This is a genomic window from Streptomyces sp. NBC_00258 (assembly GCF_036182465.1).
Lineage (GTDB): Bacteria > Actinomycetota > Actinomycetes > Streptomycetales > Streptomycetaceae > Streptomyces.
Map to the genome: position 1 here is coordinate 4,562,822 of NZ_CP108081.1, position 25,630 is coordinate 4,588,451.

Consider the following 25,630-nt stretch of genomic DNA (forward strand, 5'->3'; position numbering starts at 1 on the left):
CCTGTCTCACCCGTCTCACCTGCCGCTCCCTTCGGCGGCCCGACCTCACGCGCTCCGCCGCGTCACGAACTCCGCCAGCGACAGAAGTCCTCCCGCCGCCTCCGGATCCGGGACGGCCCGGGACAGGTGCTGCAGGGACCTGGCCATCCGGTCGGCGGCCTGGACCTGGGCCCAGTCACGCCCACCCGCCCGCTCGACGGCGAGGACCGTACGCTCCAGATCGCCGTCGCGGTACGGAACCCGGTACAGCTCGGCCAGTTCGGCCGCGGCCGGTGTGCCGGAGGCGAGCGCGGCGACCACGGGGAGGGACTTCTTGCGGGCGATGAGGTCCGCCCCGGCCGGCTTGCCGGTGCGGCTCGGGTCCCCCCAGATGCCGATCACGTCGTCGATGAGCTGGAAGGCGAGCCCGGCCTCCCGCCCGAACGCGTCGAGGGCGTCGACGTCCTCCTCTCCGGCTCCCGCGTACAGCGCCCCGAGCGCGCACGCGCAGCCGAGCAGCGCCCCCGTCTTGGCCTCGGCCATGGCGAGCACCTCGTCGAGCGTGACGTCGTCGGGACCGCGGCGCTCCATCGCGGTGTCCGTGTGCTGGCCCGCGCACAGTTCGACGACACAGCTCGCGAGCCGCGCGGCCGCCGCCGAGGACGCCGGATGCGGATCCTCGGCGAGCAACTGGTGGGCCAGCGCCTGCAGGGAGTCCCCTGCGAGGACCGCGTCGGCGTCCCCGAACACCGCCCACGCGGTGGGCCGGTGCCTGCGGGTGGTGTCCCGGTCCATCACGTCGTCGTGCAGCAGGGTGAAGTTGTGCACCAGCTCCACCGCGGCGGCCGCCCGCACGGCCGCCTCCTGCTGTCCGCCGAGCGCCCGCACCGCGGCCAGCACGAGCGCGGGCCGGATCGCCTTGCCCGCGTTCCCCGCCGCCGGGCTGCCGTCCGCGTGCTCCCACCCGAAGTGGTAGAGCGCGATCCGGCGCAACGGGCCGGGCAACGACTCGACGGCCCGGCGCAGTTCGGGGTCGACCGACGCCCGGGACCGCTCCAGGATCCCGGCGGCCTCCTGCCCGTCGGGCGAACCCCGCCGCCCGCCAGGCACGCCACCAGGCACCGGCCCTCCCCGCGCTTCCGGTCCATCCACGGCCGGTAGCGGGCTCTGTTGTGTCTCCGTCATGAGCTCACCCATGGATCCGCTTCGCGGAGTGCTCGGACGGCGGCGGTTCCGCCGGCGACGGGTGCGTACCCCTGCGGTCCGTCCGCACCGGCGGACGGGGACGCGGCCCGCGCCGTACGGGACGTCACCTCCAGCGGCCGATCTCGACGTTCTCCAGGACCCCGAGCGCGTCGGGCACCAGGACCGCGGCCGAGTAGTACGTCGTCACCAGGTACGACATGATCGCCTGCTCGCTGATGCCCATGAACCGCACGGACAGGCTCGGCTCGATCTCGTCCGGGATGCCGGCCTGCTGGAGCCCGATGACGCCCTGGTCCGCCTCGCCCGTACGCATGGCGATGATCGAGGTCGTGCGGGCCTCGGTGACCGGGATCTTGTTGCACGGGAACATCGGCACGCCGCGCCAGGTGGGGATGCGGTTGCCGCCCATGTCGATGGTCTCCGGGACGAGCCCCCTCTTGTTGAGCTCGCGGCCGAACGCGGAGATCGCGCGCGGGTGGGCGAGCAGCAGCTTGGTGCCGCGCCGCCTGGTGAGCAGCTCGTCCAGGTCGTCCGGGCTGGGTACGCCGTCGTGCGGCTGCAGCCGCTGGTCGTACTCGCAGTTGTTGAGCAGCCCGAACTCCCGGTTGTTGATGAGCTCGTGCTCCTGGCGCTCCTTCAACGCCTCGACCGTGAGCCGCAACTGCTGCTCGGTCTGGTTCATCGGCTGGTTGTAGAGGTCGGCCACGCGCGTGTGGATGCGCAACACGGTCTGCGCGACGCTGAGTTCGTACTCGCGCGGTGCCGCGTCGTAGTCGACGTACGTCCCCGGGATGGCCTGCTCTCCGGTGTGGCCGGCGGCGAGGTCGATCTCCTTCTCGCCGTAGTTGTTGGCGCGCTGCGTGGGAATCGCGCGCAGTTGCTGAAGGTGCTCGCGCAGGGATTCGGAGCGCTCGGCGATCTGGTCGAGGTCCTGGCGGGGCAGCGCGAGCACCGTGCAGGCCGTGACCGCGCGGGCCGTGTACTCCCAGATCGCCTCCGGATCGGTGATCGCCTGCTCGCCGAAGTAGGCACCGTCGGCCAGTACACCGAGGACCGCGTCGTCCCCGTACGGACCCGTGCCGATCTTCTCGACCTTGCCGTGTGCGAGCAGGAACACCTCGTCGGCCTGGCTGCCGAAGGAGGCGAGCACGTCGCCCGGGTCGAACTCCCGCTGCTGGCAGCGCAGTGCGAGCTCGGCGAGCACCTCCGGGTCCTCGTATGTGCGCAGTGCCGGCAGTTCGCCGAGCTCCGCGGGGATGACCTGGACCCGGTCACCCGTCTTCACGAACGTCACGCGACCGTCGCCCACCGAGTAGCTGAGCCTGCGGTTCACGCGGTATGTGCCGCCCTGCACGTTCACCCACGGCAGCATGCGCAGCAGCCATCGTGAGCTGATCTCCTGCATCTGCGGTGCGGACTTGGTCGTGGTGGCCAGGTTCCGCGCCGCGGATGTGCCGAGACTCTTCTGCGGCTGATCCTGGTCCGCGCGGATCTCTTCGCCTACCGACATGAAATTGCCCTCCCCATCGTGCAATGAGCTGCGCCGAGAACACTTCCATCACGGACCGTGCTGGTGCTATTACACGAAAGAGGGGGAATGGATCTTCGAAAGCGGGGCATAACGGAGGGCCCCGCCCGGGCCGACAGGCCCTGGCGACCGGCCTGCCCGACGACGTGGATCTTCCCGAACGGGAACTTCAAGATCGGGCCGCCCGTTCAACCGACAACACGGACGAATGACGAGGAGACGGCAATGGCAGGCTTTCTGGACCGCGCCAAGGAACAAGCGCAGCGCGGCCTCACGCAGGGCAAGCAGAAGCTCGACGACGTCCAGGCACAGCGGGCGGGCGCCGATCTGCTGAAGAGCCTGGGCGCGGCCTACCTGGCGGAGCGGCGCGGCAGCGGCTCTCCGGAGGCCACGCAGCAGGCCCTCCAGGCCGTGGAGAGCCACATCGCGACGCACGGGGACGGCTTTCTGCGCGTCTGAGGTCCGCCCGTACCGCTGACCGGATCGGCTCGCACGCCGTGCGAAGAAGTGGCTCCGACCGAGGAGATCCGGGTACAAGCAGCGGTACGAGACGGCCGCGCCGGGTGGCCGTCGCGGCCTGTGAGGAGGCGGTCATGGCCCCACCCATGTCCGCGGGCAGCTTTCTGAGCCGGCTCAAGGCGGAAGGGCTCACCGTCGTCGAGGTCGGCGACTGGGAGCATCACAACCGCAACCACAAGGGCCCGTGGGGCCCGGTCCACGGCGTGATGATCCACCACACGGTGACATCGGGAAGTCAGCGCACGGTGGAGATCTGCCGTGACGGCTACAGCGGCCTGCCCGGCCCGCTGTGCCACGGTGTCATCACGAAGGACGGCAGAGTCCACCTCGTCGGCTACGGCCGTTCCAACCACGCGGGCCTGGGCGACGACGACGTCCTGCGCGCGGTCATCGCGGAGAAGGCCCTCCCGCCGGACAACGAGGCGAACACCGACGGCAACCGCCACTTCTACGGCTTCGAGTGCGAGAACCTCGGCGACGGCGAGGACCCCTGGCCCGAAGCCCAGCTCGACGCCATCGAGCGCGCCGCGGCAGCGGTCTGCCGCCACCACGGCTGGACGGCACGCTCGGTCATCGGCCACCTCGAATGGCAGCCGGGCAAGATCGACCCCCGCGGCTTCACGATGGCGGCCATGCGGGATCGCATCCACGAACGACTGAAGTAGCGCCCTCGTGGCGGGCCCGTGCCGCCGCTCCCCCATTCGGACGCATGTCCGACAATGGGTGGGTGATCAGCCCCGAGACCCCCGAAGCGCTCGGCCCGGGCACCCTGCGGCCACGGCTGCCGTCCCCGGTGCGGGAGGCCGTGGACGAGCGGTTCGCGCGGCATGGTGTCCGGCTGCTGCTCAAGCGGGACGATCTGATCCACCCGGAGCTGGTCGGCAACAAGTGGCGCAAGCTCGCCCCGAACCTGCGGGCGGCGGCGGGCCGCACGGTCCTCACCTTCGGCGGCGCGTACTCCAACCATCTGCGGGCCACCGCCGCCGCGGGCCGCCTCCTGGGCCTGCCCACCGTCGGCGTGGTCCGCGGCCAGGAGCTCGCCGACCGGCCGCTCAACCCGTCCCTGGCCCGTTGCGCGGCCGACGGCATGCGATTCCACTTCGTCGACAGATCGACGTACCGCCGCAAGAGCGAGCCTCGGACGCTGGCCGCCCTCCTTCGCGCGTGCGCCGCCGAGGACGCGTACGTGATCCCGGAGGGAGGCAGCAACTCCCTTGCCGTCGTCGGCTGCAAGGCTCTCGGCGAGGAGCTGCGCGACCACGGCGGTGTCGACGTGGCCACGGTCGCCTGCGGCACCGGCGGCACCTTCGCGGGCCTGGCCGCCGGCCTGGGTCCTGGCCGGCGCGCCCTCGGCATACCCGTCCTCAGAGGCGGCTTCCTCGACGCGGAGATACGTGCGCTCCAGGACGACGCCTTCGGCGGCCCGCGCGGCGACTGGTCGCTCGACGACCGCTTCCACTTCGGCGGTTACGCCCGTACGCCACCCGAACTCGAAGCGTTCGCCGCCGACTTCGAGCAGCGCCACGACCTGCCCGTGGAGCGTCTCTATGTCGCCAAGTTGCTGTACGGACTTGTCGCCCTTGCCGGGGAGGGTGCGTTCCCGCGCGGGACGACGATCGCGGCGGTCGTCACCGGCAGCCCATTCCCCCGGGCCGCCGACAGGGTCTAGGCCGCCCAGGCCCTACGTCGCCTCGCGGAACGCCGCCGCCTCCTCCAGGTCCAGGCGCCGCAGCAGCGTCCGGAGCATCTCGTCGTCGATGTAGCGGCCGTCCCGGAGTCTCACGAACATCTCCCGCTCGGCGCCGATCATCTCGCGCGACAGCCGCCGGTAGGTGTCGTCGACGGTCTCCCCGGTCACGGGGTTCACCGTCCCGAGCCGCTCCCACACGGCGTTGCGGCGACGCTCCAGGACCGTGCGGAGCCGGTCGGCGAGCGGGGGCGGCAGCGCATTGCGCTCGTCGGCGAGGAGTTCGTCCAGACGGCGCTCCGCGGTCCGGGACGCCTGCGCCTGGGCGTTCGCCTCCGCGAGCGTCTCGGCCTGCCGGTCCCTCTCGGGCAGCTTCAGCGCGCGGACCAGCGGCGGCAGCGTCAGCCCCTGCACGACCAGCGTGCCGATCACCGTCGTGAAGGTCAGGAAGAGGATCAGGTTGCGGCCCGGGAACTCCTCGCCGCCCTCTGCGGTGAGCGGGATCGAGAAGGCGATGGCGAGCGAGACCACGCCTCTCATCCCGGCCCAGCTGATGATGAAGGGCGCCTTCCAGGTGGGGTCGTCCTCCCGTTCCCGGATCCGCTTGGACAGGATGCGTGGCAGGAAGGTCGCCGGATACACCCACACGAAGCGGGACACGACGACGACCAGGAAGACGGCCACCGCGTACCAGGCGGCACTCACTCCCTCGTACTCGTCGAGACCCCTGAGGACGATCGGGAGCTGCAGGCCGATCAGTGCGAAGACCGCCGACTCCAGGATGAACGCGACCATCTTCCACACCGCCTCCTCCTGGAGCCGCGTCGCGAAGTCGACCTCCCAGTTGCGGTGCCCCAGGTAGAGCGCGACGACCACCACGGCGAGCACCCCGGAGGCGTGCACCTGCTCGGCGACCGCGTACGCGAAGAACGGGATCAGCAGCGACAGGGAGTTCTGGAGCAGCGCCTCCGTCAGGTGTGTGCGCAGCCAGTGGAGCGGCACCATCAGGACGACTCCGATCCCGACGCCGCCGATCGCCGCGAGCAGGAACTCGCCGATGCCGCCCGCCCAGGTCGCGCCCTCGCCGACAACGGCGGCGACGGCCACCCTGTAGGCGGTGATCGCGGTCGCGTCGTTCACCAGGGACTCGCCCTGCAGGATCGTGGTGACCCTGGAGGGCAGCCCGACCCGGCGCGCCACCGCCGTGGCCGCCACCGCGTCCGGCGGCGCCACGACCGCGCCGAGCACCAGCGCCGCCGTCAGCGACAGGTCCGGCACGATCATGTACGCGGCCCAGCCGACGACGAGCGTCGCGAAGAGCACGTACCCGACCGACAACAGCGCGACCGGCCTGAGCTGCGCCCGCAGATCGAGGTACGAGCTGTCCGTGGCCGCCGTGTAGAGCAGCGGGGGCAGTACCAGCGGGAGCACCACGTGGGGGTCGAGGGTGTATTCGGGGACGCCGGGCAGGTACGAGACGATCAGACCGGCGGTGACCAGCAGCAGCGGCGCGGGCACCGGGGTACGGCGGGCCGCGCCTGCGACCACGGCGCTGCCCGCGACCAGCAGCAGGAGGGGCATCACATGCATCGACTTCGGCCCACCTTCGTTTCCGCGCGGATTCCCGCACGCCCGACGTAATCTGGCAATCATGAAACAGTGCACGCACGCCCACGCGCTGCCGCATCCGGAACCCGAGCCGCTGAGCGAGACCTGCCTGGGGTGTCTGGCGGCCGGCTCGCACCCCGTGCAGTTGCGACTGTGTCTCATCTGCGGAGACGTGGGCTGCTGCGACTCGTCGCCTCTGCGGCACGCGACGGAGCACTTCAAGGAGACGGGACACCCGATCATGCGCACGTTCGAGCCCGGAGAGAACTGGCGCTGGTGCTTCGTCGACCACGTACTCGTGTGACGAGGGATCCGGACGGTTCGACCCTCTGACCGTTGGGTACGTCAACCCGGCGCGCGCTCTTCCCAATTGGGCCCGCAGACCCCTAGCCACTGTGCGTATCCATAGGTTTACTATGAGTGACAGCAAGGGGTTGGGGTCCCGGGGACAGGAAACCTGAGAGCGCGATAGCGTCACCGCTGAACCACGTTGCGCGTTACCCCGGGGGGCGACCCTCGGCCCCCGAAAGAGCTTGTACCACCTTGGAGGTGAGGGTGTCCCAGATCGCAGGCGAGCCCGCGACCCAGGACTTCGTCGAAGTCCGGCTGCCGGCTGCGGGTGCCTACCTGTCGGTGCTGCGCACGGCCACAGCCGGCCTCGCGGCGCGTTTGGACTTCACCCTCGACGAGATCGAGGACTTGCGCATCGCCGTGGACGAGGCATGCGCGATCCTGTTGCAACAGGCGGTGCCGGGCTCCGTGCTCAGCTGTGTCTTCCGCCTGATCGACGACTCGCTCGAGGTGACCGTCTCGGCCCCGACCACCGACGGCCACGCCCCCGCGCGGGACACCTTCGCCTGGACCGTGCTGTCGGCCCTCGCGGGCAAGGTGTCCTCCTCGGTGGCCGATGACAAAACCGTTTCGATCAGCCTCTACAAACAGCGCGGCGCGGGACCCGGGCCGGCGTGAGGAACGGGGACGGGCCGGTGCAGGACGAAGAGCGCGGCACACGGGAACTTCCCGGCAACGGCGAGGACGGCCCGACCGGGCCACGGCGTCCGGCGGAAGGTGTCGACGGCATCCCCGAGCAGCAGGCCCGGCCGCATCCGGAGGACGACGCCTCCTCGGCGGCCGAAGCACCTCGGCGGGAAGAGCCGATCGACAAGGACGGGCGCGAGGCGCTCTCCGGCAGTGACGGGCGACAGGATCCAGACGTTGCCGCGCAGTGGGGGTCCCCCCGGACGGAGTCTGGGGGAACGTCCTCGGAAGGGCGGCGGCGGGTGACGGGCGGGATCATGAGCGAGCAGCACGAGCACGAACGAAATGCCGACAGCGGCGCGTCGGGTACGCAGCACGACCCCCACGACCGCGCCGGGGCGCGGGCCAGGTTCATCGAGCTGCGCAAGCTGGACCCCGCCGGCCCGGAGTACGCGGAGCTGCGCAACCGGCTGGTCCGGATGCATCTGCCGCTCGTGGAGCACCTCGCGCGCCGCTTCCGCAACCGCGGCGAGCCGCTGGACGACCTCACACAGGTCGCCACGATCGGTCTGATCAAGTCGGTCGACCGCTTCGACCCGGAGCGCGGCGTCGAGTTCTCGACGTACGCGACTCCGACGGTGGTCGGTGAGATCAAGCGGCACTTCCGCGACAAGGGCTGGGCGGTGCGTGTGCCGCGCCGGCTGCAGGAGCTGCGGCTCGCTCTCACCACGGCGACCGCGGAGCTCTCGCAGCGGCACGGCCGCTCGCCCACCGTGCACGAGCTGGCCGAGAAGCTGGGCATCTCGGAGGAGGAGGTCCTGGAGGGCCTGGAGTCGGCCAACGCGTACTCCACGCTGTCCCTGGACGTCCCCGACACGGACGACGAGTCCCCGGCGGTCGCGGACACCCTGGGCGCGTACGACGAGGCCCTGGAAGGCGTCGAGTACCGCGAGTCCCTCAAGCCCCTTCTTGAGGACCTTCCACCGCGCGAGAAGCGGATCCTCCTCCTTCGCTTCTTCGCCAACATGACCCAGTCCCAGATCGCCCAGGAGGTGGGCATCTCCCAGATGCACGTCTCCCGCCTGCTGGCCCGCACCCTGGCCCAGCTCCGCGAAAAGCTCCTGGTGGAGGAGTAACGGACCGCGCCCCTGTCACAGGGGCGCGGGCAACTACCGGCTCTTCGGGGCGCGGGGAACTGCGCGATCAGCCACAACGGGCCCGCAGACTCGGTGCGCCCTCGGCCCACCCCGGCAGTACGCCGTCGGCCCACCCCGGACTACTTCGTTTCCCGTACGCCACCCGGCCCGGTGATCCCCAGGGCCCTGGTCGTCTCCGGATTCACGATCAGCACCAGCGCCGCAACAGCCACCACCGCCAGGGCGATCCCCCCGGGAATGGCGAGACTGTCGGCCTGAAGCAGGTTGTACGCGACGGGCAGCGCCATGATCTGCGTGATGATCGCCGGCCCCCGGCTCCACCCGCGCCGCAGCAACAGCCCACGCGCGGCCAGCAGCGGAAGCAGCGCGAGCACGATCAGCGTCACGCCTCCCGTGACGGCCTGGCTGCGGTCGTCCGGGTGCCCCGTGAGACCCATCACAAGCATGTAGCCGCCGCCGGCCACAAGAGCGAGCCCCTCCAGCGCGGCGAGCGCCGCCGCGACGGTCAGCCGCGTGGGACGGGGTTCGGCGTCGGGGGCGTCCGGGGTCGTCTTCTGCTCAGAACTCACCCCTGAAGGGTAGCCCTCACCCCGTACCCGCCAACGGCCCCGGGGCGCCCTCGGAAACCCGCTGTGTGCTCCCCCTCACACCTGATCCTTACCTCGGTATGGGCCGAGTACCACGCGGTAGGTACGCTGCATCGCATGCGTGCACTTCTCGTGGTCAATCCGGCAGCAACCACCACAAGCGCGCGCACGCGTGACGTCTTGATCCACGCCCTGGCGAGCGAGATGAAGCTCGAAGCGGTCACCACCGAGTACCGCGGGCACGCCAGAGACCTCGGCCGGCAGGCCGCGGAGAGCAAGGACATAGAACTGGTCGTGGCCCTCGGCGGCGACGGCACGGTCAACGAGGTCGTGAACGGTCTGCTGCACGGCGGCCCCGACCCCGACCGGCTGCCCGGCCTCGCCGTCGTCCCCGGCGGCTCCACCAATGTCTTCGCGCGAGCCCTCGGCCTGCCGAACGAGCCCGTGGAGGCCACCGGTGCCCTCCTCGACGCGTTGCGCGAGGGCCGGCAGCGCACGGTGGGCCTCGGCCTCGCCGCGGGCACCCCGGGCAGTGAGGACGAAGGAGTCCCCGCCCGCTGGTTCACCTTCAACGCGGGTCTCGGCTTCGACGCCGGCGTGGTCGGCCGCGTCGAACAGCACCGCGAGCGCGGCAAGCGTTCCACGCACTCCCTCTACCTGCGCCAGGCGATGCGCCAGTTCTTCGGGGAGACCCACCGCCGCCACGGCACGATCACCCTGGAGCGGCCCGGCGCGGACCCGGTGGCCGATTTGGTGCTGTCGATAGTCTGCAACACCTCTCCGTGGACGTATCTGGGCAATCGCCCGGTGTACGCGTCACCTAAGGCCTCGTTCGATACCGGGCTCGACGTACTCGGTCTCAGCCGCATGTCGACGGCCGCGGTTGCCCGGTATGGCACCCAGTTGCTCACTTCGTCCCCCGAGCGCGGACCCCATGGGAAGCATGCGGTGTCCCTGCACGACCTGACCGACTTCACCTTGCATTCGAAGGTCCCACTCCCCCTGCAGATGGACGGCGACCACCTCGGACTGCGTACGAGCGTGACGTTCACAGGCGTTCGTCGTGCACTGCGTGTGATTGTGTGAGCGGAACGGGCTAAAGTCCTTCCACTCGAACGTTTAGGCCAGGATCCACCCCATGGAAGTACGGCTGTGACCTAGTCGACACCGAGGAATCAAAAAAAACTTTCCGGTAGGGGTTGTATCCGCCGCTGAGGTTTGCGAGTCTCTTTGTGGCGCTCGGGACGGGCCGCAACATCGCCCCCACAGAGCGCCGGAACCCCTCCTCAATTCACAGGACCACGCCAGCCCGTCTGGTAGTCGGCCCTTCACTTGTTGAGGGATTCGTGAAAGCGTTCACATTCACAAGCAACGTGCATGTAATACCAAGGAGAGGTAGCAGCCATGGACTGGCGTCACAACGCCGTTTGCCGCGAGGAAGACCCCGAGCTCTTCTTCCCCATCGGCAACACCGGTCCTGCGCTGCTGCAGATCGAGGAAGCCAAGGCCGTCTGCCGTCGCTGCCCCGTCATGGAGCAGTGCCTGCAGTGGGCGCTCGAGTCCGGCCAGGACTCCGGCGTCTGGGGTGGTCTCAGCGAGGACGAGCGCCGCGCCATGAAGCGCCGCGCCGCCCGCAACCGGGCCCGCCAGGCATCCGCCTGACAACCCACCCCACACGGCCTGAGCTTGGCGGCGCGTACAGCGAGTACGCTTCTCCCGCCCCCGAGCCGCAGCGCGCAGTACCCCCGATGCGCAGATAGCAACGAACACGATGAGCCCCGGACCGGAAAACGGTCCGGGGCTCATTGCTGTTTGCGGCTGCGTCTTCGTGGGGTACCCGACGACCGCCGGCCACCGCCGGCAACTCGTGACGATTACGCAGAGTGTGCGTGGAGTAATGGTGCGGATTGCCTGTGTCTCACTTGTGGGGCACCACCGGAATGTCCAGGACGACCTGTGTCCCGCGCTCGGGGGCGCGGACCATGTCGAAGGTGCCGCCCAACTCCCCCTCCACCAGGGTCCGTACGATCTGCAGGCCCAGATTGCCCGAGCGGTGCGGGTCGAAGCCCTCGGGCAGACCGATGCCGTCGTCCTGGACGGTGACCAGGAGGCGGGCCTCCTTCGTGGTGCCGCCGCGGACCGCGGACACCTCGACCGTGCCGCGGTCGCCTTCCCGGAAGCCGTGTTCCAGCGCGTTCTGCAGAATCTCCGTGAGGACCATGGAGAGCGGGGTCGCGACCTCGGCGTCGAGTATGCCGAAGCGCCCGGTGCGCCGGCCGACCACCTTGCCCGGGGAGATCTCGGCGACCATGGCGAGCACCCGGTCGGCGATCTCGTCGAACTCCACGCGCTCGTCCAGGTTCTGGGAGAGCGTCTCGTGCACGATGGCGATCGACCCGACTCGGCGCACGGCCTCTTCGAGCGCCTCGCGGCCCCGGTCGGACTCGATACGGCGGGCCTGGAGACGGAGCAGGGCCGCGACCGTCTGGAGGTTGTTCTTCACCCGGTGGTGGATCTCCCGGATGGTCGCGTCCTTGGTGATCAACTCGCGCTCGCGGCGCCGCAGTTCGGTCACATCACGCAGGAGTACGAGCGAACCCACCCGCGTGCCCTTGGGTTTGAGCGGGATGGCGCGCAGCTGGATCACGCCGTCGTTGCTCTCGATCTCGAACTCGCGGGGCGCCCAGCCGCTGGCGACCTTGGCCAGCGCCTCGTCCACCGGGCCGCGGGACGGGGCGAGTTCGGAAGTGGTTTTGCCCAGGTGGTGGCCGACCAGGTCGGCGGCGAGGCCGAGACGGTGGTACGCCGACAGCGCGTTCGGCGACGCGTACTGGACGATGCCCTCGGCGTCCAGCCGGATCAGGCCGTCACCCACCCGCGGCGAGGCGTCCATGTCGACCTGCTGGTCGGGGAACGGGAAGGAGCCTGCCGCGATCATCTGTGCGAGGTCGGACGCGCTCTGCAGATAGGTGAGTTCGAGCCGCGAGGGCGTGCGCACGGTGAGGAGATTGGTGTTGCGGGCGATGACGCCCAGGACGCGGCCCTCCCTGCGCACGGGGATCGACTCGACCCGTACGGGAACTTCTTCGCGCCACTCCGGGTCGCCCTCGCGCACGATCCGGCCCTCGTCCAGGGCCGCGTCCAGCATGGGGCGGCGGCCGCGCGGGACGAGGTGGCCGACCATGTCGTCCTGGTACGAGGTGGGGCCGGTGTTGGGCCTCATCTGGGCGACCGACACATAGCGGGTGCCGTCGCGGGTGGGAACCCACAGGACGAGGTCCGCGAAGGAGAGGTCGGAGAGCAGCTGCCACTCCGAGACCAGCAGGTGCAGCCACTCGAGGTCGGAGTCACCGAGGGCTGTGTGCTGGCGGACGAGTTCGTTCATGGAGGGCACGTGTGCGAGCGTACCCGCCGGGTACGACATGCTCCGAAATCGGCCATCCGTACGGGCCCGGAAACACCCGCGGGCCGCGGCGCCTGAGAGGGACCCTCAACCCTCCCGGCACCGCAGCCCGGAGCAACATCGGCCGCGGGCTGTGCGGTCCCGTTCGGCCGAAGGATGAGGATCCGGTGCAGTCAGGGCAGAGAGCGCCGGCTCCTCGGTCCGTCTTCCTGTGCGGGGAAGACGGAGGCTTGGTCATTCGGACGGCTTGATCATCCAGTTGCATTCTCAAGCTTTGTACGATTGTGGACTAGACCACTCTCGACTGTCCATGCGTTGGCGGATGTTTGTTGTTGTCTCTTTATCCAACAACTCACGTCCTACATCCACCACGCAGCCTATCCCCGAGCGGTTCACGAGCGGGGCCAGATTCTCATGGCGAGTTCGGCGAGCGCCTCCAGCTCTTCCTTGGTGGCGCCGTCACGGGCCTGCTGGGACATGCCCTGGATCATGGCTCCGGTGTGCCGGGCCAGGGCTGCCGCGTCGATGTCCGCGGGCAGCTCACCTGCGGCGACGCCGGACCTTACACGGCCCTCGATGGCGGCGATGTTCGCGTTGCGCCGCTCGCGGAGGGACTCCTCCACCTCCGGGGTGGTGCAGTTGGTGGCCGCGTGGACGATCAGGCAGCCGTGCGGACGGCCCGGCTCGGTGTACTCGGCCGCGGCCTCGTGCAGCATCCGCTCGACCGCGGCTCGGGCCGTCGACTCCTCGGCGAGGGCGCGATCGCCGAACGAGCCGTACCTCGCGCCGTACTCGCGCACGACCTCGTCGAAGAGCGAGCGCTTGTCGCCGAAGGCCGCGTAGAGGCTGGGGGCGCCGATGCCCATGACCTGGGTGAGGTCCGAGACGGAGGTCGCCTCGTACCCGTGCTCCCAGAAGGCGAGGATCGCCTTCTCCAGCGCGGTCTCACGGTCGAAGGAGCGGGGGCGACCGCGAGGCTTCGAGCCCGGACCGGCGGCGTCCTTGATGTCGTGGCTGCTCACCATGGAGTGAATTGTATAGCGGGTACTAGAGAAATGTCCGCGGCGCGTTGTACGGTCTTTCTGTAGCGACCACTAGACAAATGAGAAGGGGGCGCCGGCATGGGCGTGCTCACGGGCAGGACGGCACTCGTCACCGGGGCGAGCAGGGGCATCGGACGCGGCATCGCCGAGCGGCTCGGCCGCGACGGGGCGCGGGTCGGGGTGCACTACGGCAGGAGCGAGACGGCCGCGAAGGAGACGGTGGCGACGATCGAGGCGGCCGGCGGCTCGGCGTTCGCGATCCGCGCGGAGCTCGGGCTGCCGGGAGACGCTGCGGCCCTGTGGGAGGAGTTCGACCGGCACGCGGACGGGGTGGACATCCTGGTGAACAACGCCGGGATCGGTTCGACACCGCCGATCGAGGAGATCGACGAGGGGACGTACGACCAGGTCTTCGCGGTGAACGTGAAGGCGCCGTTCTTCATCGTCAGACACGGTCTGGCGCGCCTTCGCGACGGCGGCCGGGTCGTCAACATCTCCTCGGGGCTGGCACGGACCGCGGTCTTCCCCCACTTGATCGCCTACGCGATGACGAAGGGCGCCCTGGACGTCTTCTCCCGAGACCTGTCCAAGGTGCTGGGCGCCCGCGGCATCACCGTGAACTCGCTGGCGCCGGGCATCGTCGACACCGACAACACGGCCGAGCTGCTGCACGGCAGTTCCGACGGGTGGGCGAAGGCCGCGGCGGTATCGGCGCTCGGCCGGGTGGGCGAGGCAGCCGACATCGCCGACGTGGTGGCGTTCCTCGCCTCGGACGAGGGGCGGTGGGTGACCGGGCACTGGATGGACGCGACAGGGGGTTCGCTGACCTGAGTCCTCGGACGCCCGGGCGCGCCGAGTCCGGCGGGACGCCGTCGGATCGGCGGAACCGCGCGGCTCCCGCGGGACGGCTGGGGGTCAGCGGGACGGCTCGGGATCAGCGGGTTTCGGTGACCTTCGCGAGGGCGCGGGGTGCGTCCGGGTCCTGGCCGCGGGCGATGGTGACCTCGTAGGCGAGGAGTTGGAGCGGGAGGATCTCCAGGATCGGCTGGACCTCTTCGGCCACGCCCTCGGTGGGCAGGACGAAGCCGGCGGAGGCCTGTTCGACCTGGGGCCGGGGACCGATGACGACGAGGTCGGCGCCGCGTCCTCGGAGCCGGTCGAGCACGGGCTGGAGTGCCGCGCCGCCCCTGCCGTCGGTGACGACCGCGATGACCGGGGAGATGTTGTCGACCATGGCGAGCGGGCCGTGCAGCAGGTCCGCGCCGGAGTAGGAGAGGGCGGGGATGTAGCTGGTCTCCATGAGCTTGAGGGCGGCTTCCTTGGCGGTGGGGTAGCCGTAGCCGCGGGAGGTGATCACCATGCGCTCGGCGAAGCGGTAGCGCGAGGCGAGGGTGCGGATCTCGTCCTGGCGGGCGAGGAGATGCTCGGCGAGGTCGGGGAGCACCTTGGCCTGGGAGCCGTCGCCGCCGCGCAGTCCTTCGACGAAGAGATAGAGGGCGAGGAGGGAGGCGGTGTAGGTCTTGGTCGCGGGGAGTGCCTTCTCCGGTCCGGCCATGATGTCGATGTGGTACTCGGAGACGGCTGCCAGCGGTGAGTCCGGGTTGTTGGTCACCGCGACCGTGATGGCGCCGGCCTCGCGGGCGGCCCGGGTCGAGGCCACCAGGTCCGGGGAGCCGCCGGACTGGCTGACCGTGATCACCAGGACGTCGGTGAGGTCGGGGCGGGCGCCGTAGGCCGTCGTGGTCGACATGGAGGCGAGGCCGCACGGCAGGCCGAGGCGGATCTCCAGGAGGTACTTGGCGTAGAGGGCGGCGTTGTCGGAGGTCCCTCGGGCGGTGAGCAGTACGAAGCGGGGCTTGCGGGCGGCGACCTGCCGGGCCACGTCCTGGATGCGCGGGGCGCCCTCCTCCAGGATCCGCCGCAGGACGGCGGGCTGCTCGGCCATCTCGCGGGCCATGATCCGGCCCGGGCGGTCGGACTCGGCAGGCGCCGGCTGCGCGTCGGGCTGGGGGTCCGGCGGGGTGGCGGTCATGGCGTGTCCTCCTGGGGCTGTTGCGTCGTGGGCGGAGCTGCGTCTGAGGGAGGGGCGGCGGGGCTTGGTTGCGCGTGCGCAGGTTCCATTCCACTCCCCCGGGGCGCGCGGCGCCCGCTCGGGGTGGGGTGACGGTCGGGTGCCGTGGGTCGGAGTGCCGGCCGCCTGCCGTGGGTCGGGGTGCCGGTCGGATGTGGTCGGTCGAGGTGCCGCTCCGCACCATCGGTCGAGGTGGCCTGGGCCGGGGGTGGCCTGGGCCGGGGGTGGCCTGGGTCGAGGTGGCCGAGGGCTGCTGAGGGGCGACCTTGGAGAGCCATTCTGCTAGATTGGTCTATACCACATGTTCGGTTGTGTCCCCTTCACCTTTCAGAACGGCAGGCCCAGCGTGGAAGTTGTCATCGTTTCGGACGCCAAGGCGGGTGGCGAGCTCATTGCCGAGGCCATGGCGGAGCTGCTCCGGCACAAGCCCGACGCGCTGCTCGGGGTGGCCACCGGCTCGACGCCGCTGCCCATCTACGAGGCGCTGGCGGCGAAGGTGGTTTCCGGGGCCGTGGACGCCTCGCGGGCGCGGGTCGCGCAGCTCGACGAGTACGTGGGACTGCCGGCCGAGCATCCCGAGTCGTACCGGTCGGTGCTGCGGCGCGAGGTGCTGGAGCCGTTGGGGCTGGACGTCGACGCGTTCATAGGACCCGACGGGACCGCCGAGGACGTGCGGGCCGCGTGCGAGGCGTACGACAAGGCGCTCGCCGAGGCCGGCGGGGTCGATCTCCAGCTCCTCGGGATCGGGACCGACGGGCACATCGGGTTCAACGAGCCGTGCTCGTCGCTCGCCTCGCGTACGCGGATCAAGACCCTGACCGAGCAGACGCGGGTGGACAACGCCCGGTTCTTCGAGGGCGACATCGAGCAGGTGCCGCATCACGTGATCACCCAGGGGATCGGGACGATTCTGGAGGCACGACATCTGGTGCTGCTCGCCACGGGCGAGGGCAAGGCCGATGCCGTGGCGGCGACGGTCGAGGGGCCCATCGCCGCGGTGTGCCCCGCGTCGGCGCTGCAGTTGCATCCGCATGCCACGGTCGTCGTGGACGAGGCGGCCGCTTCCAAGCTGAAACTCGCGGACTACTTCCGGCACACCTACGCCAACAAGCCGGACTGGCAGGGCATTTAGGCGACTCGCTCCACGAGACGAATGCGTACGAACACGAAGGTGCCGGGTCCCCCGTGGTGAACCCGGCATCTTCATCCGTGCGGTGACCCGCGCTTTCGTTCTGCCGACTCACGCCCTGCCGGCTCATGCCCTGTCGGCTCACGCTCCCGCGATGGCCTCCGCCGCCGCGAGGCCGCAGACGCGGGCCGCGCCGTGCGTGGCGATGTGGAGGGCGCCCCGGGGCGGTGACTGCGGCACGCCCATCTCGACCACGACGGTGTCGGGGCGGGCGGCGAGCAGGGTGTCGAGTGCCTCGGCCATCCAGGTGTGGCGGTGGGCGTCGCGGACCACCGCGATCACGCGGCGGGAGCCGGCTGCCGCGAGGGCCTCGGCCCCGGCCCGCTCCCCCGTGAAGCTTCCGGTCTCCGTGCCCGGCAGCATGCGCCGCAGTTCGGCGGCGACGCCCCAGGGGGTCTCGTCACCGACGGCGATGTTGGCGACGGGGGTGAGGGCGGCGACGTACGGAGCCTCGGTGACCGGCGTGAAGTGCGCTCCGCGCGTGACCGTCAGCGCCCGCCGGGCCGCCACCAGCCCGACGTCGGAACCCGCCTCGGACCCCGCCGCGGAACCTGCCGACGAAGGTGTCGAAGGCTTCGACCGTGTCGATGCCGTCCAGGCGGCCAGTGCCCTGACCCGGGCCGCCGCGTCCGCCAGGCGTTCTTCGGGGAGTTCACCCGAGCGGACCGCCGCGACCAGGGCGTCCCGCAGTCGCAGGACCGTCGGTTCGTCGGAGAGTCCTCCGCCCACGCAGATGGCGTCGGCGCCGGCGGCGATCGCGAGGACGCTGCCCCGTTCGATGCCGTAGGTCGCCGAGATGGCCTGCATCTCCATGCCGTCGGTGACGATCAGGCCGTCGTAGCCCAGTTCCTCGCGGAGCAGGCCGGTGAGGATGCGGCGCGAGAGGGTCGCGGGGTGGACGGGGTCCAGGGCCGGCACCAGGATGTGCGCGCTCATCACGGCACGCGTGCCGGCCTCGATGGCCGCGCGGAACGGCACCAGTTCGCGGGACTCCAGGACCGGGAGATCCGCGTCGATGCGCGGCATCGCGTGGTGCGAGTCGACCGCCGTGTCGCCGTGGCCCGGGAAGTGCTTGGTGCAGGCGGCGACCCCGGCGGACTGCAGCCCTGAGACGTACGCGGCCGTGTGCCGGGCCACCAGTGAGGTGTCGGCGCCGAAGGACCGTACGCCGATGACGGGGTTGTCGAAGTTGGAGTTGATGTCGGCGGACGGCGCCCAGTTGAGGTTCACGCCGCAGGCGGCCAATCGGCGGCCGAGCTCGTGGGCGACCGCCTCGGTCAGTGCGGTGTCGTCGACCGCGCCCAGCGCGTGGTTGCCGGGGAAGGAGGATCCCGTACGCACTTCGAGGCGGGTCACGTCACCGCCCTCCTCGTCGATGGCGACCAGCACGTCGTCGCGCTCCGCGCGCAACTGGGCCGTCAGGGCGGCCACTTGGGCGGACGTGGCGACGTTGCGGCCGAACAGGCCGACGGAGGCGAGGCCTTCGCCCAGCCGTCGCAGCAGCCAGGAGGGGGCCGAGGTCCCGGTGAAACCGGGCTGCAGGACGGCAAGGGCGTCACGGGTCAGCGTGTCGGTGCCGGAGGCGATGGTGGTCATCGGGGGGCGTTATCCCTTCACCGCGCCGGAGGTCAGTCCGCTGACGGCCTTGCGCTGGAGGAAGACGAAGAGAACGAGGATCGGGATGGCGAAGAGCGAGGCCGCCGCCATCGTGGCACCCCAGTCGTCGCCGAACGTCGACTGGAAGCTGGAGAGCCACAGCGGGAGCGTCTGCTTCTCGGCGTCCTTGTTGAGGATCAGGACCAGCGGGAACTCGTTCCACGCCGTGATGAAGCCGAAGAGCGAGGTCGCCATCAGGCCCGGGGCGAGGAGCGGGAAGATGACCTTCACGAAGGCCTGCGGACGGGTGCAGCCGTCGACCATCGCCGACTCCTCCAGCTCCTTGGGCACGGCGGCGACGTATCCGCGCAGCGTCAGGATGGTGAAGGGCAGCACCATGATCATGTAGAAGACGGTGAGCGGGACGAGGCTGTTGAGCAGGTTGGCGTCACGCACGATGATGTAGATCGCGATGACCATGACCTCCCAGGGCGCCATCTGCGCGATCATGAAGGTCAGGAGGAAGCCACGCCTGCCCTTGAACCGCATACGGGCCAGCGCGAAGGACGCGAGCAGCGCGATTATGAGGGAGAAGACCACCGCGAGGACGGTCACCGTCAGGGAGTTGCCGACCAGCGTCCAGAAGTGGTCGGCGTCGAGGGCCCGTCGGAAGTGGTCGAAGGTGATGTCGGTCGGCAGGAAGACCGGGTCGTCCGCGATGATGTCGCCGGTCGGCTTCAGCGAGGTCGCGAACATCCAGTAGACGGGGAACGCGAAGACGACGAAGAGGACGGCGGCCGTCGCGTTGGGCCACAGCCGGGCCATCAGGGAGCGCTTCACAGCTCGTCCTCCTCTTGCTTGAGAACGGTACGCAGGTAGTAGGCGGTCAGGCCGAGCAGGATGAGGATCGTCAGGAACGAGATCGCCGCGCCCATGCCGTAGTGCTGGTTGCCGGGGCCCTCGACGAACGCGTAGATCGGCAGGGTCTCGGTGAGCCGGTCGGGTCCGCCGGCGTTCATCGCGAGGATCTGCGGGAACGCCTTGAAGACCCAGATGACCTCGAGGAAGGTCGTCGCCCACAGGAACGGCCGCATGAACGGGAAGGTCACGTGGGTGAAGCTCTTCCACACCCCGGCCCCGTCGATGGAGGCGGCCTCGTACAGCTCTTTCGGGATGGTGGTCGTGGCGGCGTAGAGGTTGATCGCGACGAACGGGATGGACTGCCAGACGATCAGCAGGGTGATCACGGAGAAGGTGGAGAACTGGCTGCCGAACCAGTTGTAGTCCGCCATCGACGACCAGCCCGCCTTGGCGAGCAGCCAGTTGACGACGCCGAAGCGCTGGGCGAACAGCCACTGGTAGACCGTGGTCGCGGCGATCACCGGCATCGCCCAGGCGAGCACCAGGCCGAGCAGCAGGACCAGCCGCATGCGCTTGCCGAGCCGCGCGAGGAGCAGTCCGACGAGGGTGCCGAGCAGCATGATGAGGACGACGTTGGCGGTGGTGAAGACGACCGTCCGCTGGACGACCTTCCAGAAGTCCGAACTGCCTAGGACTTCCTTGTAGTTGTCGCCGCCGTTCCACTCGGTGAGGTGCAGGATCAGCTGGCGCGGATTGAGGTTCTGGAACGACAGCATGCCGTTCTTGACCAGCGGCCAGCCGAGCAGCACCACGGTGACGAGCAGTGCGGGCACCAGGAGCAGATAGGGGGCGGCCGCACCGCCGCGCCGTCTGGCCTGCCCCGGATCGCCGGGCGGGGTTACGTCGGTCTTACGGACACCGGGCGCCGCGGCCGTGCCTGTGTCCGTGCGTTCGGTCTGCACTGACATGCTCGCCATCTCTTCCAGGTTCAGGAGTCGCAGATCGTTCGATGCGCCGGCGCGCCGGGGACGGAAGGGGCCGCCCCCGGCGCGCAGGTGATCAGCTGCTCTGTGCGAGCCGCTTGTTGATCTCCGCCTCGACCTGCTTGGCGGCCTCGGCGGGCGACTTGCCCTTCAGAACCGCGGTCATGTACGCCTTGATCGGGTTCGGGTCGTTCTCCACGGCGGCCCACTCGGGGATCAGCGGCGTGGTGCCACCGCCGGCCGCGGCCGGGGCGGCGGCTTCGGCGGCGCCGTTGCCCGCGAGGTTGGTCTGCAGCGACTCCTTGTTCGGGATGACGCCGTTCTCCTTGGCGAGCGCGCCCTCGAACTTGTCGGACAGCGCCACCTTCAGGAACTCCTTGGCGAGCTCCTGCTTCTTGCTGCCCGCCGCGACCGCGAAGTTGGAGCCACCGAGGAAGACGCCCTCGGGCTCGGCGGCCGACTCACCGGGAATGGTGAAGTAGCCGATGTCCTTCTCGATCTTCTTGTTGGCGGCGATGGCCGTGCCGGCCTCCCAGCCCATGCCGATGAAGGCGCCGACGTTGCCCTTGGCGAAGACCTCGGCCTGCTGCGGGGTCGCCTCGTCCTTGTCCTTGGGCGCCTTGGAGAAGGCCTGGTACTCCTTGTAGATCTCCATGGCCTTGCCGACCTTCGGGTCCGCGAGGTTGGAGACGTACTTGTCGCCGTCCTTCTTCACCAGGTCGGCGCCCTGGCCGATGGTCAGACCGTCGAAGAAGTACCAGTTCTGGCCGGGCAGGTAGATCGGCTCGGCGTCGGTCTTCTTGTCTATGGTCTTCAGGGCGTCGAAGAACTCGTCCCGCGTCTTCGGGGTGTCCTTGATGCCCGCGTCGGCCCAGACCTTCTTGTTGTAGATGACGACACGGTTGGCGAAGTACCACGGGGCCGCGTACTGCTTGCCGTCGAAGACCGAGGACTCGTTGAGGGCCTTGGTCCAGTCGGCGCCGATCTCCGACTTGAGGTCCGACAGGTCGGCGAGACCGCCGGTGGCCGCGTACGCCGGGGTCTGGGTGTTGCCGACCTCCAGGACGTCCGGCGGGTTCTCCTCGGAGAGCGAGGTGGTGATCTTCTGCTGAATGCCGTTCCACTGCTGCGTCTCGAACTTCAGCTTGGCCTTCGTCTTCTTCTCGAAGGCGGCCGTGACGTCCTTGGTCCAGCCGGGCGGCGTGGAGCCGTCCATGGCCCAGACGGTCAGGGTCTGCCCCTTGAAGCCGTCGGCCCCCGTCTTCCCGCCACTGTCACCGTCGTCGCCGCCACATGCCGCGACAGACATCAACATGCCCGCGACACCGACAGCCGCAATGAGCTTGCGCTTCACGTCACCCTCCTCAGGGATGCCAGCAACCCCCCTGCCCACCGCGTGACTTACGACGAGTACTGCCCGTGGGGCTGGGACCTGGTCCTCAATGGTTTAGACCAGTAGGGGGGAGCTTGGCCTAGACCTAGAGGGGTGTCAAGGGCCGAAAAGCCGCTCCCGGCCGTCCGTTACGCGACCTACATATGCAGGGACCTTTCACTACACGGGTAACAGAACGGGCATGCCTCGACGGGCACCCCGACAGCCCCTGCGGAGCACCCGCAGCAACCGCTCTCTGGCCCTGTGGACTAGACCAAAAGAGACCCCGACGGTATATAGAGGGGATCACGCAGCGTGCGGGGGGACACTCGCACGGCAAGCCGTGCCACGATGTGAGCCGCGGCCGACGCGCACGTCGGCCCATCGGCACCTGGAGCCGGGAAGGCAGAGTATGAGCACCGACGTCAGCAGTGCGGAGAACGAGGGTGGGGCACCCATCCGTACCGCGCGCGTGCCCAAGTACTACCGCCTCAAGAAGCATCTGCTCGACATGACGGAGACCCTGCCGCCCGGCACGCCGGTACCGCCCGAGCGCACCCTCGCCGCCGAGTTCGACACCTCGCGCACGACCGTGCGGCAGGCCCTCCAGGAGCTGGTCGTCGAGGGCCGGCTGGAGCGCATCCAGGGCAAGGGCACGTTCGTCGCCAAGCCGAAGGTCTCGCAGGCACTCCAACTCACCTCGTACACCGAGGACATGAGGGCCCAGGGCCTCGAACCCACCTCGCAGCTCCTGGACATCGGCTACATCACCGCCGACGAGACGCTCGCCGGGCTGCTCGACATCACCGCCGGGGGGCGGGTGCTGCGCATCGAGCGGCTGCGGCTCGCGAGCGGGGAGCCGATGGCGATCGAGACGACGCATCTGTCCGCGAAGCGGTTTCCCGCGTTGCGGCGGTCGCTCGTCAAGTACACCTCGCTGTACACGGCGTTGGCGGAGGTGTACGACGTTCATCTCGCCGAGGCCGAGGAGACGATCGAGACGTCGCTGGCCACTCCTCGGGAGGCGGGCCTTCTCGGTACGGATGTGGGGCTGCCGATGCTGATGCTGTCCCGGCACTCGCTCGACAGGGGTGGGTTGCCGGTGGAGTGGGTGCGGTCGGTGTACCGGGGGGACCGGTACAAGTTCGTTGCGCGGTTGAAGAGGCCTGTGGAGTAGGGGTGCGGGGGTGGGCGGCTGCGGGTGCGTCGTGGCTTGTCGCACAGTTCCCCGCGCCCCTGAAGACAAAAGGCCGGGCGTAACCCCCTGCTTTCAGGGGCGCGGGAAACTGCGCGATCAGCCCCCACCGGGCCCGCACGATGTCCACCGGCCCAAGCGCCCGTCAGGGCAAGGGAGTTCGCGGAACGCACACCCACTGGTGCACGTGGTGTAGCGCTGGTCCTCTTCCTGTTCTACGGTCCTCCCGTCACCCATGGACGGGAGGACGACCCGTGCGCACCGACAGCCCACAGACGGCATCCCCTCAAGGCCCTCGCAAGGCAAGTCCGCAAACCATCGTCATCTGGACCGTCGTCGCGCTGGTGTGCGCGGCCGGTTGGTCCGTCCTCGCGCTGTCCCGGGGCGAGGAGGTGTCGGCCGTCTGGATGGTGGCCGCCGCCCTCGGCTCGTACGCCATCGCCTATCGCTTCTACTCGAAGTTCATCGCCTACAAGGTCCTGAAGGTCGACAAGACCCGGGCCACGCCCGCCGAGCGGCTCAACAACGGCATCGACTTCCACCCCACCGACCGGCGGGTGCTGCTCGGCCACCACTTCGCGGCGATCGCGGGGGCGGGCCCTCTGGTCGGCCCCGTACTGGCCGCGCAGATGGGATATCTGCCGGGCACCATCTGGATCATCGTCGGCGTGATCCTCGCGGGGGCGGTCCAGGACATGGTCGTCCTGTTCTTCTCCACCCGCCGGGACGGCAGGTCCCTCGGGCAGATGGCACGCGAGGAGATCGGCCCGTTCGGCGGCGCGGCCGCCCTGCTCGCCGCCTTCGCCATCATGATCATCCTGCTCGGTGTGCTCGCGCTGGTCATCGTGAACGCGCTCGCCCAGTCGCCGTGGGGCACCTTCTCCATCGCGATGACGATCCCGATCGCCCTGCTGATGGGCTTCTACCTGCGGGTCCTGCGGCCCGGCCGGGTCAGCGAGGTCTCGCTGATCGGTGTCGCCCTGCTGCTGCTCGCGCTGATCGCGGGCCGCTGGGTCGCCGAGTCGTCGTGGGCCAGCGCGTTCACGCTCGCGCCCTCGACGCTGGTGATCTGGCTGGTGGCGTACGGCTTCGTCGCGTCGATCCTGCCCGTGTGGATGCTGCTCGCGCCCCGCGACTACCTCTCCACCTTCATGAAGATCGGCACCATCGCGCTGCTCGCGATCGGCGTCGTCGTCGCGATGCCGACGCTGAAGATGGACCCGGTCACGGACTTCGCCACACGCGGCGACGGACCGGTGTTCGCCGGCTCGCTCTTCCCGTTCGTCTTCATCACCATCGCGTGCGGGGCCCTGTCCGGCTTCCACGCCCTCATCTCCTCCGGTACGACGCCGAAGATGATCCAGAAGGAGACGCAGGTCCGGATGATCGGGTACGGCTCCATGCTCATGGAGTCGTCCGTGGCCGTGATGGCGCTGATCGCGGCGTCCATCATCGACCCGGGTCTGTACTTCGCGATGAACGCGCCGGCCGGTGTCATCGGGGACACGGTCCAGAACGCCTCGCAGGTGGTGGGGAGCTGGGGGTATCAGATCTCCCCCGAGGACCTGGCGGCCGCGGCGAAGAACGTCGAGGAGGCGTCCCTGCTGTCGCGGACCGGTGGCGCGCCCACCCTCGCGGTCGGCGTCTCGGAGATCTTCTCCGAGGTCACCGGGGGAAGTCTGCGCGCGTTCTGGTATCACTTCGCGATCATGTTCGAGGCGCTGTTCATCCTGACCGCGCTCGACGCCGGCACCCGTGTGGGCCGCTTCATGCTCCAGGACACGCTGGGCAATCTCTACAAACCCTTCAAGAATGTGAGCTGGAAGCCCGGACTGGTCATCACGAGTGGCATCGTCTGCGGTCTCTGGGGCTACTTCCTGTGGGTCGGCGTCCATGAACCGCTCGGCGGAATCAACCAGCTGTTCCCGATCTTCGGCATCTCCAACCAGCTCCTCGCGGCGGTCGCCCTGGCCGTCTGCACGACCCTGCTGGTGAAGTCCGGGCGCCTCAAGTGGGCCTGGATCACGGGGATTCCGCTCGTCTGGGATGCCACGGTGACGCTGACCGCGAGCTGGCAGAAGGTGTTCTCCAGCGACCCGCGCGTCGGCTTCTTCAAGCAGCGCTCGGTGTACCAGGACGGCATCGACCGGGGTGAACTCGTCGCACCCGCCAAGAGCATGGACGACATGCACACGATCGTCACGAACTCCACAGTCGACGGTGTCCTCACGGCGGTCCTCGCCCTGCTCATCGTGATCGTGATCGCGGACGCCACGAGGGTGTGCATCCGGCACGTACGCCGTCCCGCACTCTCCACGCTCAGCGAGTCGCCGTACGTCGAGTCGAAGATCGTCGCTCCGGCCGGGCTGATCCCGACCAAGGAGGAGAAGGAGGAGGAACGCGATGCGGTCGGCGCTGCACCGGGCAGCTAGCCGGGCGCTCAGAGGTGTGCGCTGGTACGTACGGGAGCTCACCGACGAATCGGCGTACGACCGCTATGTCGCGCATATACGTCAGGGCCACCCCGACGCGGCCGTGCCGTCGCGGCGGGAGTTCGAGCGGATGCGCACGGACCGTCAGGAGGAGGACCCCCGGCAGGGCTTCCGCTGCTGCTGAGCAGCATGTCCGCTCACTGTCGGGCTTCGAACTCGGCAGTGAGCGGCAGTCG

24 protein-coding genes are annotated in these 25,630 nt (G+C 69.5%); 13 read left to right on the top strand and 11 right to left on the bottom strand.

The window, feature by feature from the left end; translation table 11 throughout:
- Window positions 1–45 precede the first annotated feature (45 nt).
- Both OG718_RS20190 and OG718_RS20195 read right to left on the bottom strand, forming a co-directional pair.
- The gene (locus OG718_RS20190; RefSeq protein WP_328844745.1) at window positions 46–1,176 is read right to left on the bottom strand and encodes a family 2 encapsulin nanocompartment cargo protein polyprenyl transferase; all 1,131 of its coding nucleotides are present in this window, start codon (window positions 1,174–1,176) and stop codon (window positions 46–48) included.
- A 112-nt stretch (window positions 1,177–1,288) separates the two neighbouring features.
- Window positions 1,289–2,695, bottom strand: coding sequence for a family 2B encapsulin nanocompartment shell protein (locus OG718_RS20195; protein ID WP_143636360.1), 1,407 nt, complete (start codon window positions 2,693–2,695; stop codon window positions 1,289–1,291).
- Window positions 2,696–2,938: 243 nt separating this feature from the next.
- Here OG718_RS20195 and OG718_RS20200 point away from each other — a divergent pair, with 243 nt between their 5' ends.
- From OG718_RS20200 to OG718_RS20210, 3 genes are all read left to right on the top strand, one after another.
- The gene (locus tag OG718_RS20200; RefSeq protein ID WP_328844746.1) at window positions 2,939–3,172 is read left to right on the top strand and encodes a hypothetical protein; all 234 of its coding nucleotides are present in this window, start codon (window positions 2,939–2,941) and stop codon (window positions 3,170–3,172) included.
- Window positions 3,173–3,306: 134 nt separating this feature from the next.
- Window positions 3,307–3,897: an N-acetylmuramoyl-L-alanine amidase gene (locus OG718_RS20205; protein WP_186001135.1), complete on the top strand. Its 591-nt coding sequence runs from the start codon at window positions 3,307–3,309 to the stop codon at window positions 3,895–3,897.
- Between the two features lie 44 nt (window positions 3,898–3,941).
- Window positions 3,942–4,901 (top strand): 1-aminocyclopropane-1-carboxylate deaminase/D-cysteine desulfhydrase, encoded by a 960-nt coding sequence (locus OG718_RS20210; protein ID WP_328844747.1) that lies wholly within the window; start codon window positions 3,942–3,944, stop codon window positions 4,899–4,901.
- Between the two features lie 12 nt (window positions 4,902–4,913).
- Here OG718_RS20210 and OG718_RS20215 read toward each other — a convergent pair whose 3' ends face one another.
- Complete coding sequence (locus OG718_RS20215) at window positions 4,914–6,509, bottom strand: Na+/H+ antiporter (RefSeq protein ID WP_143636366.1); 1,596 nt, start codon at window positions 6,507–6,509, stop codon at window positions 4,914–4,916.
- A gap of 61 nt (window positions 6,510–6,570) precedes the next feature.
- On the opposite strand from OG718_RS20215, the gene OG718_RS20220 reads away from it, so the two are divergent.
- The 3 genes from OG718_RS20220 (at window position 6,571) to OG718_RS20230 (ending at window position 8,641) form a co-directional block, all read left to right on the top strand.
- The gene (locus OG718_RS20220) at window positions 6,571–6,831 is read left to right on the top strand and encodes a UBP-type zinc finger domain-containing protein (protein ID WP_143636368.1); all 261 of its coding nucleotides are present in this window, start codon (window positions 6,571–6,573) and stop codon (window positions 6,829–6,831) included.
- A gap of 251 nt (window positions 6,832–7,082) precedes the next feature.
- A complete protein-coding gene (locus OG718_RS20225; protein ID WP_055512819.1) occupies window positions 7,083–7,496 on the top strand; it encodes an anti-sigma regulatory factor in 414 nt (137 codons plus the stop codon).
- Window positions 7,493–8,641, top strand: a complete 1,149-nt coding sequence (locus OG718_RS20230; RefSeq protein ID WP_143636369.1) for an RNA polymerase sigma factor SigF — start codon at window positions 7,493–7,495, stop codon at window positions 8,639–8,641. The genes OG718_RS20225 and OG718_RS20230 overlap by 4 nt, the downstream gene beginning before the upstream one ends.
- 140 nt (window positions 8,642–8,781) lie before the next feature.
- Here OG718_RS20230 and OG718_RS20235 read toward each other — a convergent pair whose 3' ends face one another.
- On the bottom strand, window positions 8,782–9,231 hold the full coding sequence (locus OG718_RS20235) for a hypothetical protein (protein WP_143636371.1): 450 nt from the start codon (window positions 9,229–9,231) through the stop codon (window positions 8,782–8,784).
- A gap of 135 nt (window positions 9,232–9,366) precedes the next feature.
- Between OG718_RS20235 and OG718_RS20240 the strand changes: the two genes are divergently transcribed.
- Window positions 9,367–10,335 (top strand): diacylglycerol/lipid kinase family protein, encoded by a 969-nt coding sequence (locus OG718_RS20240; protein WP_143636372.1) that lies wholly within the window; start codon window positions 9,367–9,369, stop codon window positions 10,333–10,335.
- Window positions 10,336–10,653: 318 nt separating this feature from the next.
- The gene (locus OG718_RS20245; RefSeq protein WP_016639615.1) at window positions 10,654–10,911 is read left to right on the top strand and encodes a WhiB family transcriptional regulator; all 258 of its coding nucleotides are present in this window, start codon (window positions 10,654–10,656) and stop codon (window positions 10,909–10,911) included.
- A 256-nt stretch (window positions 10,912–11,167) separates the two neighbouring features.
- Here the strand turns inward: OG718_RS20245 and OG718_RS20250 are convergent, their stop codons facing one another.
- Together OG718_RS20250 and OG718_RS20255 are read right to left on the bottom strand one after the other, a co-directional pair.
- The gene (locus tag OG718_RS20250) at window positions 11,168–12,634 is read right to left on the bottom strand and encodes a PAS domain-containing sensor histidine kinase (RefSeq protein ID WP_186001160.1); all 1,467 of its coding nucleotides are present in this window, start codon (window positions 12,632–12,634) and stop codon (window positions 11,168–11,170) included.
- A gap of 410 nt (window positions 12,635–13,044) precedes the next feature.
- Window positions 13,045–13,677 carry a TetR/AcrR family transcriptional regulator gene (locus OG718_RS20255; RefSeq protein WP_143636375.1) on the bottom strand — a complete coding sequence of 211 codons (633 nt, stop codon included), beginning with the start codon at window positions 13,675–13,677 and terminating at the stop codon, window positions 13,045–13,047.
- A gap of 96 nt (window positions 13,678–13,773) precedes the next feature.
- Here OG718_RS20255 and OG718_RS20260 point away from each other — a divergent pair, with 96 nt between their 5' ends.
- Window positions 13,774–14,526 (top strand): SDR family oxidoreductase, encoded by a 753-nt coding sequence (locus OG718_RS20260; protein ID WP_328844748.1) that lies wholly within the window; start codon window positions 13,774–13,776, stop codon window positions 14,524–14,526.
- 103 nt (window positions 14,527–14,629) lie between these two features.
- Here the strand turns inward: OG718_RS20260 and OG718_RS20265 are convergent, their stop codons facing one another.
- Window positions 14,630–15,727: an SIS domain-containing protein gene (locus OG718_RS20265; RefSeq protein WP_328844749.1), complete on the bottom strand. Its 1,098-nt coding sequence runs from the start codon at window positions 15,725–15,727 to the stop codon at window positions 14,630–14,632.
- Window positions 15,728–16,112: 385 nt separating this feature from the next.
- Between OG718_RS20265 and nagB the strand changes: the two genes are divergently transcribed.
- A complete protein-coding gene (gene nagB, locus OG718_RS20270; RefSeq protein ID WP_143636380.1) occupies window positions 16,113–16,898 on the top strand; it encodes a glucosamine-6-phosphate deaminase in 786 nt (261 codons plus the stop codon).
- Between the two features lie 138 nt (window positions 16,899–17,036).
- On the opposite strand, the gene OG718_RS20275 is transcribed toward nagB, so the two are convergent.
- The 4 genes from OG718_RS20275 to OG718_RS20290 form a co-directional block, all read right to left on the bottom strand.
- The gene (locus OG718_RS20275; RefSeq protein WP_143636381.1) at window positions 17,037–18,551 is read right to left on the bottom strand and encodes a glycoside hydrolase family 3 protein; all 1,515 of its coding nucleotides are present in this window, start codon (window positions 18,549–18,551) and stop codon (window positions 17,037–17,039) included.
- 9 nt (window positions 18,552–18,560) lie between these two features.
- Window positions 18,561–19,391 carry a carbohydrate ABC transporter permease gene (locus tag OG718_RS20280; RefSeq protein WP_328844750.1) on the bottom strand — a complete coding sequence of 277 codons (831 nt, stop codon included), beginning with the start codon at window positions 19,389–19,391 and terminating at the stop codon, window positions 18,561–18,563.
- On the bottom strand, window positions 19,388–20,380 hold the full coding sequence (locus OG718_RS20285) for a carbohydrate ABC transporter permease (protein ID WP_328844751.1): 993 nt from the start codon (window positions 20,378–20,380) through the stop codon (window positions 19,388–19,390). The genes OG718_RS20280 and OG718_RS20285 overlap by 4 nt, the downstream gene beginning before the upstream one ends.
- A 91-nt stretch (window positions 20,381–20,471) precedes the next feature.
- Window positions 20,472–21,749, bottom strand: coding sequence for an extracellular solute-binding protein (locus OG718_RS20290; RefSeq protein ID WP_143636384.1), 1,278 nt, complete (start codon window positions 21,747–21,749; stop codon window positions 20,472–20,474).
- 430 nt (window positions 21,750–22,179) lie between these two features.
- Between OG718_RS20290 and OG718_RS20295 the strand changes: the two genes are divergently transcribed.
- The 3 genes from OG718_RS20295 to OG718_RS20305 all read left to right on the top strand — a co-directional run bounded on the left by OG718_RS20295 (window position 22,180) and on the right by OG718_RS20305 (window position 25,578).
- Entirely contained in the window at window positions 22,180–22,944 is a 765-nt protein-coding gene (locus tag OG718_RS20295; RefSeq protein WP_055613737.1) for a GntR family transcriptional regulator, read from the top strand.
- Between the two features lie 272 nt (window positions 22,945–23,216).
- A complete protein-coding gene (locus tag OG718_RS20300) occupies window positions 23,217–25,394 on the top strand; it encodes a carbon starvation CstA family protein (protein WP_328844752.1) in 2,178 nt (725 codons plus the stop codon).
- Window positions 25,366–25,578, top strand: a complete 213-nt coding sequence (locus tag OG718_RS20305) for a YbdD/YjiX family protein (protein ID WP_328844753.1) — start codon at window positions 25,366–25,368, stop codon at window positions 25,576–25,578. Before OG718_RS20300 ends, OG718_RS20305 begins: the two co-directional genes overlap by 29 nt.
- Window positions 25,579–25,630: the final 52 nt, after the last annotated feature.